We start from the raw sequence: 15,192 nt of genomic DNA on the forward strand, positions 1-15,192 counted from the left end.
GAGGTGAACCGCAGTGAACTCGCTCTTCGACACCTACGGCGATGCGATGCTCGACGCGTTCTGGGTGACGATCCGCCTGACGTTCTGGTCCGCGATCGGCGCCACCGTCTGGGGGACGATCCTCGCCGGCATGCGGGTCTCGCCCGTACCGGTCCTGCGCTTCTTCGGCACCTGGTACGTGAACCTGTTCCGGAACACGCCGTTGACGCTGATCATCGTGTTCTGCTCGGTGGGGCTGTACCAGAACCTGGGCATCCATTTCACCAGCGAGAGCTCGCCGACGTTCATCCGCGACAACGGCTTCTGGCTGTCGGTGCTCGGGTTCGTCCTCTACACCTCCGCGTTCGTCTGCGAGTCGCTGCGGTCCGGCATCAACACAGTGCCGATCGGGCAGGCCGAGGCGGCCCGCTCGCTGGGCCTCGGGTTCAGACAGACCCTCACTCTGGTGGTGCTGCCGCAGGCGTTCAGATCCGTGATCGCACCGCTGGGCAGCGTGCTGATCGCGCTCGTGAAGAACACGACGATCGCCTCCGCGATCGGCGTGGCCGAGGCCGCGCTGCTGATGAAGGAGATGATCGAGAACGAATCGGACCAGTTGTTCTCCGTGTTCGGCATCTTCGCCATCGGCTTCATGATCCTGACTTTGCCGATCGGGTTCGCCTTCGGCTACGCGAGCAAGAAGTTGGCGGTGAAGCGATGAGCAGCGAACCCAGCGTCCTGTACGACGTCCCCGGCCCACGCGCCCGATGGCGCTACCGCATAGTCGCCGTGGTGTTCTGCCTGCTGGTGGTGGTGCTGGTGGGCATCGCCGCGCGCACGCTGGCCGACAACGGCCAGTTCGAAGCGCGGAACTGGGAACCGTTCACGATCGGCACCACCTGGACCACGTATCTGCTGCCCGGGCTCAAGGGCACGTTGCTGGCCGCGGCCCTTTCGATCGTGTTCGCCCTGGTCCTCGGCGCGGTGCTGGGCATCGGCCGATTGTCGGTGCACCGCCCGATCCGATGGGTGTGCGGCGCGATCGTCGAGGTGTTCCGCGCGATCCCCGTGCTGATCATGATGATCTTCGCCTATCAGGTTTTCGCGTTCTACGGGGTGTTCCCTTCCGGGCAGCTGCCGCTGGCCGCCGTCGTGGTGGGGTTGACGCTCTACAACGGTTCGGTGATCGCGGAGATCCTGCGGGCCGGGATCCTTTCGCTGCCGCGTGGGCAGCGCGAGGCCGCATCATCGTTGGGTCTGCGCCGCGGCCAGGCGATGCGCCTGATCGAGCTGCCGCAGGCCGTGACGGCGATGCTGCCGGCACTCGTCTCGCAGATGGTGATCGCGCTGAAGGACTCGGCGTTGGGCTATCAGATCGGCTTCATCGAGTTGATCCGCAGCGGTCAGCAGTCCGCGTCCTATTACCGGAACTTCTTCGCCGCGTTGATCGTGGTGGGTGTGATCATGGTGGCGATCAACTTCGCTTTGACGACGTTCGCGACGTGGCTCGAACGGCGCCTGCGCACGCGCGGCTCCGGCGGTGGACGCTCGCAGGAGGTCACCCCTGTCGATGCCGACATGTTCGACGGGGCACCCGGTGTGGACGACTTCGCGCAGGATCGCACGACCGGGCGGCGTCCCGGGGACTGAGCCACTGTCGCCGGATCAGTCCCCGGCGGCAGCGCGTTCCGCCGCGACCGCTCGCCATTCGTCCATCACGACCGTGTAGGCGAGTTCGCTGCCGTAGCCTTTGCGCGCGAGCATGCCGACAAGCCGGCGCTGCTCGCGGCGCTCGGCGTCGCTCCCGGCTGCCGGTCGCCGACGCCTGAGCGTCCGACGTACCAGCTCGGTTGCGCGGGCGCACTCGTCGTCGTCGGAGATCTGGGCGACGGCCTCCTCGATCACCGCGCCATCCACGCCCTTGCTTCGCAGCTCCATCCCCAGGGCGCGGCGCGAACGCCCCCCGTCACGATGTCGGAAGTACACCCATTGGGCTGCGAAGTCGGCGTCGTCGATCAACCCGGCACGTTCGAGATCGTCGAGCAGCGGGCCGACCACCGCCTCCGGATATCCCTTGCGCTGGAGACGGTCCGCCAGTTCCGCACGGCTGCGCGCGCGTGCCGCGAGCAGGCGCAGCGACGCCTCGTAGGCACGGCTGCGCTCACTCCCTTCGCCGCCGCGGCGCTGAGCGTCCGCCCGGTCGCCGTGTGGTGCGCGCTCCGATTTCACCGCACTCAGAACTCGACGGGCGTCACGGCGGCATCCTCATCCGTCAGCACGGCGCCGATCCCGAGCTTCTCCTTGATCTTCTTCTCCACCTCGTCACGGATGTCCACGTTCTCGAGCAGGAACTTGCGCGCGTTCTCCTTGCCCTGCCCCAGCTGCTCCCCGTCGTAGGTGTACCAGGATCCCGATTTGCGGATGAAGCCCTGCTCCACGCCCATGTCGATCAGCGACCCTTCCTTGCTGATGCCGCGGCCGTAGAGGATGTCGAACTCCGCCTGTTTGAACGGAGGCGCCACCTTGTTCTTGACGATCTTGGCCCGAGTGCGGTTGCCGACCGCGTCGCCACCGTCCTTGAGCGTCTCGATGCGGCGCACGTCGATACGCACCGACGAGTAGAACTTGAGCGCCTTGCCGCCTGTGGTCGTCTCCGGCGAGCCGAACATGACGCCGATCTTCTCGCGGAGCTGGTTGATGAAGATCGCCGTGGTGCCCGAGTTGCTGAGCGCGCCGGTCATCTTCCGGAGCGCCTGACTCATCAACCGTGCCTGCAAGCCCACGTGACTGTCCCCCATCTCCCCCTCGATCTCCGCCCGGGGCACCAGCGCCGCCACGGAGTCGACGACGAGGATGTCCAGGGCACCGGAGCGGATGAGCATGTCCGCGATCTCCAGCGCCTGCTCACCGGTATCCGGCTGCGAGACCAGCAGGGCGTCGGTGTCCACGCCGAGCTTGCCCGCGTAGTCCGGATCCAGGGCGTGCTCGGCGTCGATGAAGGCAGCGATGCCGCCGGCGGCCTGCGCGTTGGCGACGGCGTGCAGGGCGACGGTGGTCTTACCCGAGGACTCCGGGCCGTAGATCTCCACGACGCGCCCGCGGGGCAGCCCGCCGATGCCCAATGCCACGTCCAGGGCGATCGACCCGGTCGGGATCACCGCGACAGGCTGACGCGCGTCGTCACCCAGGCGCATCACCGAACCCTTGCCGAAGTTCTTGTCGATCTGCGCGAGCGCCAGTTCGAGCGCCTTGTCGCGGTCGTTCGCCTGAGCCATCGTGCCTCCTTGTCGAACACGCCCCACGGGCATGTGCCTTTGCATGTGCCATACGTTCCAGGCCGGCCGTCGTCACGTGCCCCGCGGCCCGCGTCACCACCGATACCGAAAGGCTAAACGCCGGCACCGACAGCTCCGCTCCCCACGCGCCGCATCGCGGCCCGGATTGTGGAAAACCCGGCGGGCCTGTGGATGACCGCCGGATCGGGCGCGCCCTCAGCGCCGGCCCGTGATAGCGGGGCGTGCCGCAGACTTCTGTGCAGGTGTCCGCACGGGATCAAGCCCCATGCGCTGTAGACCTCAACCATATAAGAACGCGTGTTCGATGTCGATCACCGACGCCGCGACACGCCATGGCCCTCTCACCACCGGGCGCGGGGCACGTCGAAGTCCTTGCACAACGCGCGCCAGACCTCGCGCGGGGCCACGCCGTCTTCGATGGCCTGCGACGGCGTGCGGCCGTCCAGTTCGGTCAACACGTGATCGACCAGCATCGATGTCGCGGTGAACCTCCCGAACTCTTCGTCCACCAGTTCACGGAACTCCGAAAGTCGCACACCACACCGTAGCCCCCGCTCCGGCGGCCGGCGGCGCCGGACAGGACCGCCGGGAAACGTCTCCGCAGCGCGTCAGCCCCGCCGCGCCACCCGCAGGCACACTTCGACGGGATCCACGGTCCGGCGCGCGCCGGAGCGCGCGCGTTCGACGGCGGCCGAGAATTCCTCCCGCCGATCGAGGATCGAGGTCACCGCAGCGGTCAGCGCGTCCTCGGTGAGCGGCCGCACCGTCACCGCGATCCCCTGCCTCTCGGCTCGGCACGCGAGCTCCCACTGGTCGCCCCCGCCGGGCACCGCCACCACGGCGGCGCCCGCATCGACCGCCTTCGCCAGCATCCCGTGGCCCGCGCCGCAGACCACCACCGCGGCTTCGCGCAATGCCGCGTCCTGCCGTGTCCGGCCCGCACGCGCCCACTCGGGCAGATCTTCGGGGACCGCGCCGAAGGTCGTGATGACCACCCGCACGGGCCTGCCGCCCATCCGCTCGGGAGCGAGCGCACGCAGCGCCACCTCGGCCATCGGTGTGCCCGAGTTGGTCGCGGTCGACGGAGCAACGAGCACCAGCGGCCCCCACCCGGGCGGAAGCTCGGCCTCGTCCTCCGACGGGTCCCACACCAGCGGCCCCACCACGTACGCGGCGTCGGGCCAGTCCGGCCGGTGCGGCTCGAGGGCGGGCAGCGTAGCGACCAGCAGCGCGTCCGGGCCGGGTTCACGGTCGGGAAGCCCGATCCCGCGGCGCGCCGCCTCCCGCTGCCGTCGCCCGTTGCGCAGCTGCGGGCGTGTGGCGGCGCGCAGCAGAGCATCGCGCAGCCGTCCTCGCACTCCCTCACCCACTGCGAGCCCGCTGCCCAGCGGGGGCAACCCGCGTGAGGGGATGTAGAGCGGGTGCGGGATCAATTCCACCCAGGGGATCCCGAGCAACTCCGCGGCCATGCCTCCGGCCACCGTGATCGTGTCCGCCACCACGAGTTGGGGCCGCAGCACGCGCACGTCGTCGACGATCAACGCCGCCATTCGGGCCGCGCGGGAGTGCAGCTTGGTGCCCTCGTCCGCGTCGTCGTCGTCCGCATCCGGCGCCAGTCCCCGGAGGTGCGCGAACTCCACCGACTCGGCGCGGGCGGACCCGGCCCACCGTTCGCCGGTCATCAGCACGGGGCGCGCCCCCGCCGCCGCCAGCCTGCGGCACAGCTCCATCGCGGGGATCGCGTGACCGGCTTCCGGACCCGCGATCACGACGACGCGCTCGCCGCGGGCCTCCGCCATGCGTGGCGCCACGACTCCCGGGGCGGACGCGTCGTGCACGCCGGAACCCGGCCCGGACTCCGCGGACGCAGTGGTTTCCGTCACCCGGTAACCGTAGCCACGCCCGGCCGGCAGCACGCCGCCCCCATGCCCCACGGCCGAGGGTTCACCTGCCTCTGCCGGCCGTCTCGTCCGAGGAATCCGAGAACATCTTCACCAACAGATAGACGCCCGCGGCAATCACAGCGACGGTCACCAGCCAGAACAGGCCCTTGAGGATCACTCCCAGCAACACGAACAACAGCCATACTGCGACGACTCCGGCCAGCACCTTCCAGAACATCTTCCAACCACCTCTGCTCGATAGGGGCCAGGATATTCACAGCTCCGGCGGCCCACGACTCCAGCATGCCCGTTCGCCGCGACGGACCGGAACCTTCCGCGGCCGGTTCGGGGGAAAGATCAGGGACATCACCGAGGGGCCGGACAGGCCGCCGCGGCGTCGGCACCGGCGGGCACCGGGCCCGCGCCGGTGCCGACGCCATATGCTGGACGGGTCCGCCGGGCTGGGCCCGGGCCCGGCGTCACGACAGGAGCAGACAGCTGTGACCCGACGAACCTTCACCGCCCCGCGCCTCACCGCGCGGGATCTCGCGCAGATCGCCGTGTTCGCGGCGCTCATCGTCGCGTTGGGTCTGCCCGGTCAGCTTTCGATCGGATCCTCCGGGGTCCCCATCACGCTGCAGTCGATGGGCATCATGCTCGCCGGCGCGATCCTCGGCGCCCGCAAGGGCACGCTCGCAGTGCTGGTCGTTTTCGCGCTCTCCATCGCCGGACTGCCGGTTCTCGCCGGCGGCCGGACCGGCCTCACGTCGCTCTCGTCCCCCACCGCGGGATTCCTCATCGGATGGATTCCCGCCGCGCTCGTCATCGGCCTGCTCACCGCCCGAATGATGCCCCGGTACCGCTTCTTCACCGGATTCGCCGTCAACATCTTCGGCGGCATCGTGGTGATGTACGTCTTCGGCATCGCCGGCATGCTGCTGCGCACCGACATGGGCATCGGCGGCGCGCTGCTGGCCAACCTCACCTTCGTGCCCGGGGACGTCATCAAGGCCGCAGTGACCGCAGCCGTCGCCGCCCAGGTGCACCGCGCGTATCCGGGGGTCATCCCGGCGCCCGTCCGCCGCCGGAGCGAGTCCGCGTCCGCACTCGCCGCGCACTGACGCGCATGAGCGAGATCCGTTTCGACGGCGTCCACCATGACTTCGGCGAACGCCGGGTGCTCCGCGGCATCGACGTCACCCTGACGGAACACCGCGTGGGCATCGTCGGCTGCAACGGAAGCGGAAAATCCACGCTCGCCCGCATGATCAACGGGCTGCAGACCCCCACTCGGGGGCGCGTGCTCGTCGAAGGCCTCGACACCGCCAAGAAGGCGGCGGCGATCCGCCGTCGGGTGGGGTTCGTCTTCACCGACCCGGACAATCAGATCGTCATGCCCACGGTCGCAGAGGACATCGCCTTCTCGCTGCGGCGCAGCAAGCTCGGCAAGGACGAACGGCGCCGCAAGGTCGACGACGTCCTCGACGCCTTCGGGTTGCACGATCACGCCGATCACCCCTGCCATCTGCTGTCGGGCGGGCAGAAGCAACTGCTGGCGCTGGCCGCGGTCCTCGTCACCGAACCCGACATCCTCGTCGCGGACGAACCCACCACGCTGCTCGACCTGCGCAATGCGCGTAGGTTCGCCGACACGCTGGCCGCGCTGCGCCAGCAGGTCGTGGTGGTCACGCACCAGCTGGATCTGCTGGCGGATTTCGATCGGGTACTCGTCATCGACGACGGACGGGTCGTGGCCGACGACACGCCGGGGCCGGCACTACGCCACTACCGCGGACTGGCGGAATGAGCGCGCTCGGCGTCTACATCCCCGGCACGTCCGCGATGCACCGGATGCCCGCCGGGGTCAAGCTCGCCGGACTGGTCATCCTCATCGTCGCGATGTCGGTCCTGGTCCGCCGGCCTTGGGAACTCGTCATCCCCGCCGCCGTGCTCGCCTTCGCCGCCGCCGTCGCCCGGATCAGGCCGCCGACCCTGCTGCGGCAGGTGCGGCCCATGCTGTGGATGCTGCTCGTCATCGCGGTGTTCCAGCTCATCCTCACGGACTGGCGGCGGACGCTCGTCGTCTGCGGGGTGTTGCTGCTGTCGGTACTCGGCGCCGCGCTGGTCACCCTCACCACCCGCGTCACCGACATGCTCGACCTGACCACGCGCGTGGTCGGCCCGCTGCGCAGGTTCGGCGTGGACCCCGACAGGGTGGGCCTGGTGCTGGCGATGACCATCCGGTGCATCCCGCTCCTGGGCGAACTCGTCTCGTCGGTCTCCGAGGCCCGGCGCGCCCGAGGGCTCGGTTTCTCACTCCGTGCGTTCGCGGTGCCGGTGGTGGTGGGCGCCTTACGGCGCGCGGACGCGCTGGGCGACGCGCTCATCGCGCGCAGCCTCGACGATCCGGCCGCCACCGCGCGCGACGGCGGGGACGACGCACCATGCTAGATGTGCGGGCCCCGCGGCGCTGATACCGCCGCGGGGCCCGCACGTCTGCGCCCCGGTTACGAACCGGTCTTGTCCTCCGTCTTCCCCTGGCCGATCTCGCCCTGCATGGACGCGCGGATCTCCTGAAGACGGCTGTGGCCGGCCATCTGGACCGAGGCCTGCTTGACCTCCTCCATCCGGCCCTGCACCGAGCCCTTGGCCAGCTCGGTGGAGCCCAGCGCGGTCGCGTAGCGGCGTTCGATCTTGTCCCGGACCTCATCGAGCGACGGGGAGTTCCCCGGCGCGGAGAGTTCGGTCATCGAGCGCATCGAATCGCTGACCTTCTCCTGCATCTTCGCCTGCTCCAGCTGGCTGAGCAGCTTGGTGCGCTCGCCGACCTTCTCCTGCAGGCGCATGGCGTTCTGCTCGACCGCCTTCTTGGCCTCCGCAGCAGCGCTCAGGGAACTGTCGTGCAGACTCTTGAGGTCCTCGACGCTCTGCTCGCTGGAGACCAGCTGCGCCGCGAACGACTCGGCCGCGTTCTCATACTCGGTGGCCTTCGCCTCGTCCCCCGCACTGTGCGCCTGGTCCGCCATCGCCAGCGCCTGGCGCGCGTTGCCCTGCAGCTTCTCCACCTGCTCGAGCTGCCGGTTGAGCTTCATCTCCAGCTGGCGCTGGTTGCCGATCACCGAGGCGGCCTGCTGGGACAACGCCTGATGCTGGCGCTGCGCATCCTCGATGGCCTGCTGGATCTGCACCTTGGGGTCGGCGTTCTCATCGATCTTGGCGTTGAACAACGCCATCAAATACTTCCAGCCCTTGACGAATGGGTTGGCCATCGGTTAGTCCCCGTCTCCTCTAGGTTCAGTGCCGCCGCCGTGCGCGAATGCCGACGGCGATCGTGTGCAGCGCCGTAAGTACGGCGGGCCGGGATGCCCGGACGCGGCCGCCACCCTGCGAGGTGCCGCCCGCGCCGGACCCGGAATCTCCGGTGCCCAGCATATGCGCAAGCCGCCGCCTGCGCGCTACGCCGCGAACACCGGCACGTCGATCTTGCCCTGCGGGATGACCATCCTCGGCGCCGTCGCGCCCACGCCGTCCGCGACTTCCGTGGTCACCGGCACCGGCGCGTCGCCGGACATCGACACGCTCACCTCGAACAGGACATCGGAGATGGGCACCTCCAGGGCTTTGCAGATGGCGGCGAGGAGCTCGCTCGACGCCTCCTTGCGACCGCGTTCGACTTCAGAGAGGTAGCCCAGACTCACCTGCGCGGACGTCGACACCTCACGCAGTGTGCGGCTCTGAGTCGTACGCCGACGGCGCAGACTGTCGCCGATGGCTTCACGCAACAGCAGTGTCATCTCGCCCTCCACTCTGGACCCTTCACCTACTACAACGCATCCGCCGCGCCATCCGTTCCCGCCGGCCTCCCGCCGGCAGGTCCCGGAGCACTCGGCGACACCGCCCCCAGCAACCCCGCGAGCGCCGCGACGACCGCCGCCCGCCGGATCTGCCACCGGTTGCCGTGCAGCCGGAGGCGCACCACATTACTCGAACGCCGGCCGACGATACCGAGGAACACCGTCCCCGCCGGATGTCCGTCCTGCTCCGCCGGGCCGGCGACCCCCGTGAGTCCGATTCCCCAGTCCGCGCCGCAGCGATCCCTGGCCCCCACTGCGAGGGCACGGCCGGTCTGCGGCGAGACCGGCCCGAACTCGTCCAGCACCGCGCCGTCCACTCCCGCGAGAAGCGCCTTCAGCTCCGTCGCGTAGACGACGAGTCCGCCGCGCAGTACGACGCTCGCGCCCGGCACCCCCGCGATCGTCGCCGCCGCCAGGCCCGCCGTGAGCGATTCCGCGGTCGCCATCGTCTCGCCACGCCCGGTCAGCTCGCGCACCAGTTCCGGCGCGGCCGTGCCGGGCACCAGCGGGTCTGCGGTGGAGTGAACCGTCACGACGCCGCCACGTCCTCGTGCCCGGGCGCGGCGCCGGAGTCCCCCGCACCGCCCCCGCGCTCTCCTGCTCCGGTGTCCCCGGTTCCGCCGGCACCCGCGCGCAGCGCGTGCCCACGCCGGCGCAACCGGACGGCCTGCACCACGTAATCCGCACCCGTCGCCAGGGTCAGCGCCACCGCGACCCAGATCAGCGCCAGCAGGTATGGGCTCGCGGCCTCCGGCAGCGGAAGCAGATAGAGGAAGATCGCGGCCACCTGCACGAGGGTCTTGAGCTTCCCCCCGCGGCTGGCCGGGATCACCCCATGCCGGATGACGACGAACCGCAGCAGTGTCACGCCCAGTTCACGCGCCGCGATGAGCCCGGTTATCCACCAGCTCAGGTCGCCGAGCGCCGACAGTCCCACCAGTGCCGCACCGATGAGGGCTTTGTCGGCGATGGGGTCGGCGATCTTGCCGAAGTCCGTGATCAGGCCGCGACGCCGTGCCACCTCACCGTCGATGCGGTCGGTGAGCGCCGCGAGCGCGAACACCGCGGCAGCGCCGATCCTGGCCGCGGTGTCATGCCCGTCGCCCAGGAACAGCACGACGAGGAACACCGGAACCAGCAGGATCCGCAGCATTGTCAGCATGTTGGCGAGGTTGACCACCGGCACCTCCGACCGCACGCCGGCCGGCCCGGGCACGGTGGCCGGGCGCGACGCCGACGCCCCGGGCCGCGACGCATCCTCCGCAGTCATTCCCCGGCCTCCGGCACAACGCATGACCCGAACGGAATCGGGAGGCGACGACGCGTCATCGGCAACAGAACGGGCACGTCTGAGAGCCTATCGGGTGGGCCGGTCGCTACGCTGAGTGCATGACCACCAGTCGGCAGTCCCGCCGCGATGCCGCCGCGCCCGCCTCCGGCAGGCCGGCCCCGGGCGAGCCGCCCGGTGCGCGCCTGCACGTGCGGCGGGCGCGCACTGCCGACGTCCCGGGGATCAAGGCGCTGGTCGACTACTACGCGGGCCGGATCCTCCTGGAGAAGAACTTCGTCACGCTCTACGAGAGCGTGCAGGAGTTCTGGGTCGTCGAACACGACGGTGCGCTGGTGGGCTGCGGCGCACTGCACGCCATGTGGTCGGACCTCGGCGAGGTGCGCACCGTGGCCGTCGACCCCGTGGTCAAGGGCATGGGCGCGGGCCACCTGCTGATGGAGCGCCTGCTCGCCACCGCCCACGAGCTGGGCCTGACAAAGGTCTTCGTCCTCACCTTCGAGGTGGAGTTCTTCCGCCGGCACGGCTTCGACGTCATCGAGGGGACGCCGGTGACGGCCGAGGTGTACGAGGAGATGCGCCGTTCCTACGACACGGGCGTCGCCGAGTTCCTCGACCTGAGCTTCGTCAAGCCCAACACGCTCGGCAACACCCGCATGCTGGCCACCCTGGACTGAGCGGCCGGCCCAGGACGCCGTCGCATCGGCCGTTCTTGCGGGCCCCGGGCACTCCGCCGCGCGCCACAGGTCGTGGCGCGGGGCGGACGAGGGAGCCACGATCACTGCCCTGGGCCGCGGGTCCCGTCCCCGTCGGCGCCCGGCACCGCGTCGGATCCCTTGCCGGCAGTGGACCCCTCGCCGTCCGCGGTGTCCTCCGGGTCGGTGGCGTCCGGCCGGTCGCCCGGGCCGGCGGTTCCCGAGGCGGCCGCAGGGACCGCGCCGCCCGAACCGCCGCCGCGGCGGGACTTGATCAGGCTGGCCACCGTCGCCACCACCAACGTCGCGGCGATCACAGCGAGCGACAGGCCCGTGGAGATCTCCGGCACGTGGACCGATTCGCCGCCGTTGATGAACGGCAGCGTGTTCTCGTGCAGGGCGTGCAGGACCAGCTTCACGGCGATGAACCCCAGGATCACGGACAGGCCGTGCGAGAGGTACACGAGCCGGTCGAGCAGTCCGTCGAGCAGGAAGAACAATTGCCGGAGCCCCATCAAGGCCAGCGCGTTCGCGGTGAATACCAGGTAGGCCTCCTGGGTGAGGCCGAAGATCGCGGGGATCGAGTCCAGGGCGAACAGCACGTCGGTGACGCCGATGACCACCAGCGCGCCCAGCAGCGGGGTCGCCATCCGGTGCCCGTCGATCTTGGTGACCAGGCGGTCGCTGTGGAACTCCGTGGTGGTGGGCAGCACCTTGCCGACGATCCGCATCACGCGGCCGCCCTCGGGATCGGCGTCGTCGTCCGACTTGTCGGCGCCGAGCGACTCACGCATGAGGTTGATCGCCGTGTACAGGAGGATCGCGCCGAAGATGTAGAACACCCAGGCGTAGGCGTTGATCGCGGCCGAACCGAGCACGATGAAGATCCCGCGCAGCACCAGCGCGATGGCGATGCCCAGCAGCAGTGCCTTCTGCTGGAGTTCACGCGGGACGGAGAACTTGGCGAAGATGACCACGAAGACGAAGAGGTTGTCCACCGACAACGCCTTCTCCGTCACATAGCCCGCGAAGAACTCGCCGCCGTAGGTGCCGCCCCACACCCACCAGACCATGAGCCCGAACAGGCAGGCGAGGCCGATGTAGACCAGCGACCATGTGGCTGATTCACGCAGAGTCGGCGCGTGTGGAGTGCGCACGTGCGTGTAGAAATCGAACACGAACACGCCGATGACCGCCACGACGGTGATCGCCCAGACGAGTATGGAAACGTCCACGTAGATAGACCTCCGGTAATCCGTTCAAGACTGCCGGAGGTCTCTCCCGCCACTGCGGCCCTGGGCTGCGGCGACCGACCACGCCGGTCCGCATCCCCCCGGCACGTGGGTGCCGAGCGATACGAACGTGCTGACGACATGTTCGCGAGTCCGGGGATACTCCCCTCCATCGGATCCCGATCCTACAGGGTCGGCAGCGGCGGCACATTTCGTCGGGGCCACGCCTGCGCTGCACCGTCCGGATCGCAACGCCGACTCAGTGCACCCCTTCGTGCGCGGGCTCCTCGGCGGGCTCGGGGCCGCCGCCCTTGATCGACCACAGCAGACCGTCGAGTTCGTCGGGTTTGACCAGGACCTCACGGGCCTTCGAACCCTCGCTGGGGCCCACCACGCCGCGCGTCTCCATCAGGTCCATCAGCCGCCCCGCCTTGGCGAACCCCACGCGCAGTTTGCGCTGCAGCATCGAGGTTGAGCCGAACTGGCTGGTGACCACCAGCTCCACGGCCTGCACGAACGCATCGAGGTCGTCGCCGATGTCGGGGTCGACGTCCTTCTTCTCCCCGGCCTTCGCGGCCGTGACGCCCTCGGCGTATTCCGGCTCGGCCTGGTTCTTCGTGAAGTCGACGACCGCCTGGATCTCCTCGTCGGTGATGAAGGCGCCCTGCTGGCGTGTCGGCTTGCCCGCCCCCATCGGCAGGAAGAGCGAGTCGCCCATGCCGATGAGCTTCTCGGCGCCGGGCTGGTCCAGGATCACCCGCGAATCGGTGAGCGACGACGTGCCGAAGGCGAGGCGCGACGGCACGTTGGTCTTGATGAGGCCGGTCACCACGTCCACGGAAGGCCGCTGCGTGGCCAGCACCAGGTGGATCCCGGCCGCGCGCGCCTTCTGCGTGATGCGGACGATCGCGTCCTCGACATCGCGCGGCGCCGTCATCATCAGGTCCGCCAACTCGTCGACGATCGCCACGATGTACGGGTACGGCCGGTAGACGCGCTCGGACCCCAGCGGCGTCGTGATCTCGCCGCTGCGCACCTTCTTGTTGAAGTCGTCGATGTGCCGCACCCTGCTTGCCTGCATGTCCTGGTAGCGCTGCTCCATCTCCTCGACCAGCCACGCGAGCGCGGCGGCCGCCTTCTTGGGCTGCGTGATGATGGGCGTGATCAGGTGCGGCACCCCCTCGTAGGGCGTCAGCTCCACCATCTTCGGGTCGATGAGGATCAGCCGCACGTCGTCGGGCCGCGCCCGCGCGAGCAGCGAGACCAGCATCGAGTTGACGAAGCTCGACTTGCCCGAGCCCGTCGCGCCCGCGACCAGCAGGTGCGGCATCTTCGCGAGGTTCGCGCTGATGTAGTTGCCCTCGATGTCCTTGCCCAGGCCGATCAGAAGCGGGTGCCGGTCCTTGCGGGTGGACGGGGCCGCGAGCACGTCGGACAGCCGGACGATCTCCCGGTCCGCGTTGGGCACCTCGATGCCCACCGCCGACTTGCCGGGGATCGGCGCCAGCAGCCGCACGTTGTCGGTGGCCGCCGCATACGCGATGTTGCGGTGCAGCGCCGTGATCTTCTCGACCTTCACACCGGGGCCCAGCTCCACCTCGTACCGGGTGACCGTCGGCCCGCGGGTGAAGCCGGTGACGGCGGCATCGATCTTGAACTGCTCGAGAACGCCGTCGATCGCCTCGATCATCGCGTCGTTGGCCTTGCTGTGCACGGTGGGCGGATCGCCGGCCAGCAGCAGGTTCGCCGGCGGCAGCACGTAGTTCTCGTCGCCGTCCCGGGGCGGGTCGGGAATCAGCGGTCCCTCGTCGTCGGCATCGGCCTCCGCGGCCGGCTGCGGCGGCGGTGTCGGCGCGGGCCGGGGCCGTGCACGCGGCGGCGCGGGGGGCGTGGGCGCCGCGGACGGTGCGCCGCGCCCCCGGCCCGCGTCGGATCCGGTGTCGAGCTTGAGGGTCGGCTGCTCGTCGTCGTGCGCGAAACCTGCGTCGGCACCGTCGTCGATGTCGGGTTCGTCGAGGGGATAGTTGTCGTACGGCGAACGGTCGTAAGGCGACGGGCCGTCGTCGTACTCGTCGAAGTAGTCGTCGTCCGGGTCGCGCCGCCTGCGGCCACCCGCCAGCCCGGCCACCCCGGACATCGCCTCGCGGACGGTGAGACCCGCGATCAGCAGGACGCCGAAAACGCCGATGATCGCCAGCAGCGGGATGGACAACCACGCCGTGAGACCGGTCGTGAGCGGGCCGCCGGCCGCATACCCCGCGTACCCGGCCGCAGCGGCGCGGCCGTCGGCGTCGACGGGCATGCCCGCGGCGATGTGCCAGATGCCCAGCACCGCCCCGGCGATCAGGATCGAACCGATGACCAGCCGCGGGCGGGTGTCGGGCCGCGGCTCGGAACGCATCAGCGCCACCGACACGCCGACGAGGATCAGCGGCAGGAGTACCGCGCCGGTGCCGATGACGTACCGGACCCCGGTATCGACCCACTCCCCCACCGGGCCGCCCGCGTCGATCCACGACGCCGCGGCCACCACCAGTGCCGCCGCGATCAGCGCGAGCGCGATGCCGTCGCGACGGTGCCCGGCGTCGATGTCCTTCGCCCGGCTCACCGCGCGGGTGGTGGCGCCCACGCCGCGCGCCGTCGCCGACCACACCGAGCCGGCCGCCCTGCGCACGGCTCCGCCCGAACCCTTCCTGGCGGTTCCGCGCGACGCGCCGCGCGTCCCGGAGGCCCCCCGTCCCTTCGACGGACGGGAAGCCGAACGCGCAGCCGGCCGCGAACCCGACGCGCGGCTGCCGGGGGCCCGGCCCTTCGAGCCGCCCGAGCGAGACGCCGGCCGGGTCGCGGTGCGCGTGCCGGTCGACTTCTTTGCGGGGCTCGAGGTGCTCGACTTTCCTGCCATGCCCCTCAGGCTAGTCGCAGAGGCCCCACGACACCCATCCGCAACACGGCCGGGGACGCATCC

At 70.0% G+C, this 15,192-nt stretch carries 17 protein-coding genes; 6 read left to right on the top strand and 11 right to left on the bottom strand.

Annotated features, from left to right (window positions below; genetic code table 11):
* The first annotated feature begins 13 nt into the window (after positions 1 to 13).
* Positions 14 to 700, top strand: a complete 687-nt coding sequence (locus FO059_RS10290; protein ID WP_168226611.1) for an amino acid ABC transporter permease — start codon at positions 14 to 16, stop codon at positions 698 to 700.
* Complete coding sequence (locus tag FO059_RS10295; RefSeq protein WP_143908532.1) at positions 697 to 1,629, top strand: amino acid ABC transporter permease; 933 nt, start codon at positions 697 to 699, stop codon at positions 1,627 to 1,629. The genes FO059_RS10290 and FO059_RS10295 overlap by 4 nt, the downstream gene beginning before the upstream one ends.
* A 15-nt stretch (positions 1,630 to 1,644) precedes the next feature.
* On the opposite strand, the gene FO059_RS10300 is transcribed toward FO059_RS10295, so the two are convergent.
* From FO059_RS10300 to FO059_RS18375, 5 genes are all read right to left on the bottom strand, one after another.
* On the bottom strand, positions 1,645 to 2,208 hold the full coding sequence (locus FO059_RS10300; RefSeq protein WP_143908534.1) for a regulatory protein RecX: 564 nt from the start codon (positions 2,206 to 2,208) through the stop codon (positions 1,645 to 1,647).
* 5 nt (positions 2,209 to 2,213) lie between these two features.
* Positions 2,214 to 3,254, bottom strand: coding sequence for a recombinase RecA (gene recA / locus FO059_RS10305; RefSeq protein ID WP_143908536.1), 1,041 nt, complete (start codon positions 3,252 to 3,254; stop codon positions 2,214 to 2,216).
* 362 nt (positions 3,255 to 3,616) lie between these two features.
* Complete coding sequence (locus FO059_RS10310; protein ID WP_143908538.1) at positions 3,617 to 3,811, bottom strand: DUF3046 domain-containing protein; 195 nt, start codon at positions 3,809 to 3,811, stop codon at positions 3,617 to 3,619.
* 72 nt (positions 3,812 to 3,883) lie between these two features.
* Complete coding sequence (locus FO059_RS10315) at positions 3,884 to 5,074, bottom strand: glycosyltransferase (protein ID WP_143910644.1); 1,191 nt, start codon at positions 5,072 to 5,074, stop codon at positions 3,884 to 3,886.
* A 145-nt stretch (positions 5,075 to 5,219) separates the two neighbouring features.
* A complete protein-coding gene (locus FO059_RS18375; protein WP_168226612.1) occupies positions 5,220 to 5,396 on the bottom strand; it encodes a hypothetical protein in 177 nt (58 codons plus the stop codon).
* 262 nt (positions 5,397 to 5,658) lie between these two features.
* Between FO059_RS18375 and FO059_RS10320 the strand changes: the two genes are divergently transcribed.
* Genes FO059_RS10320 through FO059_RS10330 form a run of 3 tightly spaced genes read left to right on the top strand, consistent with a single transcriptional unit; the run spans position 5,659 to position 7,609 of the window.
* Entirely contained in the window at positions 5,659 to 6,279 is a 621-nt protein-coding gene (locus FO059_RS10320) for a biotin transporter BioY (protein WP_233266944.1), read from the top strand.
* Between the two features lie 5 nt (positions 6,280 to 6,284).
* Positions 6,285 to 6,965, top strand: coding sequence for an energy-coupling factor ABC transporter ATP-binding protein (locus FO059_RS10325; protein WP_143908542.1), 681 nt, complete (start codon positions 6,285 to 6,287; stop codon positions 6,963 to 6,965).
* On the top strand, positions 6,962 to 7,609 hold the full coding sequence (locus FO059_RS10330) for an energy-coupling factor transporter transmembrane component T family protein (RefSeq protein ID WP_143908544.1): 648 nt from the start codon (positions 6,962 to 6,964) through the stop codon (positions 7,607 to 7,609). Before FO059_RS10325 ends, FO059_RS10330 begins: the two co-directional genes overlap by 4 nt.
* Positions 7,610 to 7,665: 56 nt before the next feature.
* On the opposite strand, the gene FO059_RS10335 is transcribed toward FO059_RS10330, so the two are convergent.
* The 4 genes from FO059_RS10335 to pgsA form a co-directional block, all read right to left on the bottom strand.
* The gene (locus FO059_RS10335; RefSeq protein ID WP_143908546.1) at positions 7,666 to 8,427 is read right to left on the bottom strand and encodes a PspA/IM30 family protein; all 762 of its coding nucleotides are present in this window, start codon (positions 8,425 to 8,427) and stop codon (positions 7,666 to 7,668) included.
* Between the two features lie 186 nt (positions 8,428 to 8,613).
* The gene (locus FO059_RS10340) at positions 8,614 to 8,952 is read right to left on the bottom strand and encodes a helix-turn-helix domain-containing protein (protein ID WP_143908548.1); all 339 of its coding nucleotides are present in this window, start codon (positions 8,950 to 8,952) and stop codon (positions 8,614 to 8,616) included.
* 29 nt (positions 8,953 to 8,981) lie between these two features.
* A complete protein-coding gene (locus FO059_RS10345) occupies positions 8,982 to 9,545 on the bottom strand; it encodes a CinA family protein (RefSeq protein ID WP_233266943.1) in 564 nt (187 codons plus the stop codon).
* Positions 9,542 to 10,282 (bottom strand): CDP-diacylglycerol--glycerol-3-phosphate 3-phosphatidyltransferase, encoded by a 741-nt coding sequence (pgsA, locus tag FO059_RS10350; RefSeq protein ID WP_143908551.1) that lies wholly within the window; start codon positions 10,280 to 10,282, stop codon positions 9,542 to 9,544. Before pgsA ends, FO059_RS10345 begins: the two co-directional genes overlap by 4 nt.
* 119 nt (positions 10,283 to 10,401) lie before the next feature.
* Between pgsA and FO059_RS10355 the strand changes: the two genes are divergently transcribed.
* Positions 10,402 to 10,977 carry an amino-acid N-acetyltransferase gene (locus FO059_RS10355; RefSeq protein ID WP_143908553.1) on the top strand — a complete coding sequence of 192 codons (576 nt, stop codon included), beginning with the start codon at positions 10,402 to 10,404 and terminating at the stop codon, positions 10,975 to 10,977.
* A 101-nt stretch (positions 10,978 to 11,078) separates the two neighbouring features.
* On the opposite strand, the gene FO059_RS10360 is transcribed toward FO059_RS10355, so the two are convergent.
* Both FO059_RS10360 and FO059_RS10365 read right to left on the bottom strand, forming a co-directional pair.
* On the bottom strand, positions 11,079 to 12,230 hold the full coding sequence (locus FO059_RS10360; protein ID WP_143908555.1) for a TerC family protein: 1,152 nt from the start codon (positions 12,228 to 12,230) through the stop codon (positions 11,079 to 11,081).
* Between the two features lie 256 nt (positions 12,231 to 12,486).
* Entirely contained in the window at positions 12,487 to 15,129 is a 2,643-nt protein-coding gene (locus FO059_RS10365; protein ID WP_143908557.1) for a DNA translocase FtsK, read from the bottom strand.
* Positions 15,130 to 15,192 lie beyond the last annotated feature (63 nt).

Source organism: Tomitella fengzijianii, from assembly GCF_007559025.1.
GTDB lineage: Bacteria > Actinomycetota > Actinomycetes > Mycobacteriales > Mycobacteriaceae > Tomitella > Tomitella fengzijianii.

Excerpts from the sequence above, each read along its gene's own strand:
- FO059_RS10295 (WP_143908532.1), top strand. The coding sequence starts at position 697 with ATGAGCAGCGAACCCAGCGTCCTGTACGACGTCCCCGGCCCACGCGCC.
- recA (WP_143908536.1), bottom strand. The coding sequence starts at position 3,254 with ATGGCTCAGGCGAACGACCGCGACAAGGCGCTCGAACTGGCGCTCGCG.
- FO059_RS10315 (WP_143910644.1), bottom strand. The coding sequence starts at position 5,074 with ATGGCGGAGGCCCGCGGCGAGCGCGTCGTCGTGATCGCGGGTCCGGAA.
- FO059_RS18375 (WP_168226612.1), bottom strand. The coding sequence starts at position 5,396 with ATGTTCTGGAAGGTGCTGGCCGGAGTCGTCGCAGTATGGCTGTTGTTC.
- FO059_RS10325 (WP_143908542.1), top strand. The coding sequence starts at position 6,285 with ATGAGCGAGATCCGTTTCGACGGCGTCCACCATGACTTCGGCGAACGC.
- FO059_RS10330 (WP_143908544.1), top strand. The coding sequence starts at position 6,962 with ATGAGCGCGCTCGGCGTCTACATCCCCGGCACGTCCGCGATGCACCGG.
- FO059_RS10335 (WP_143908546.1), bottom strand. The coding sequence starts at position 8,427 with ATGGCCAACCCATTCGTCAAGGGCTGGAAGTATTTGATGGCGTTGTTC.
- FO059_RS10340 (WP_143908548.1), bottom strand. The coding sequence starts at position 8,952 with ATGACACTGCTGTTGCGTGAAGCCATCGGCGACAGTCTGCGCCGTCGG.
- pgsA (WP_143908551.1), bottom strand. The coding sequence starts at position 10,282 with ATGACTGCGGAGGATGCGTCGCGGCCCGGGGCGTCGGCGTCGCGCCCG.
- FO059_RS10355 (WP_143908553.1), top strand. The coding sequence starts at position 10,402 with ATGACCACCAGTCGGCAGTCCCGCCGCGATGCCGCCGCGCCCGCCTCC.
- FO059_RS10365 (WP_143908557.1), bottom strand. The coding sequence starts at position 15,129 with ATGGCAGGAAAGTCGAGCACCTCGAGCCCCGCAAAGAAGTCGACCGGC.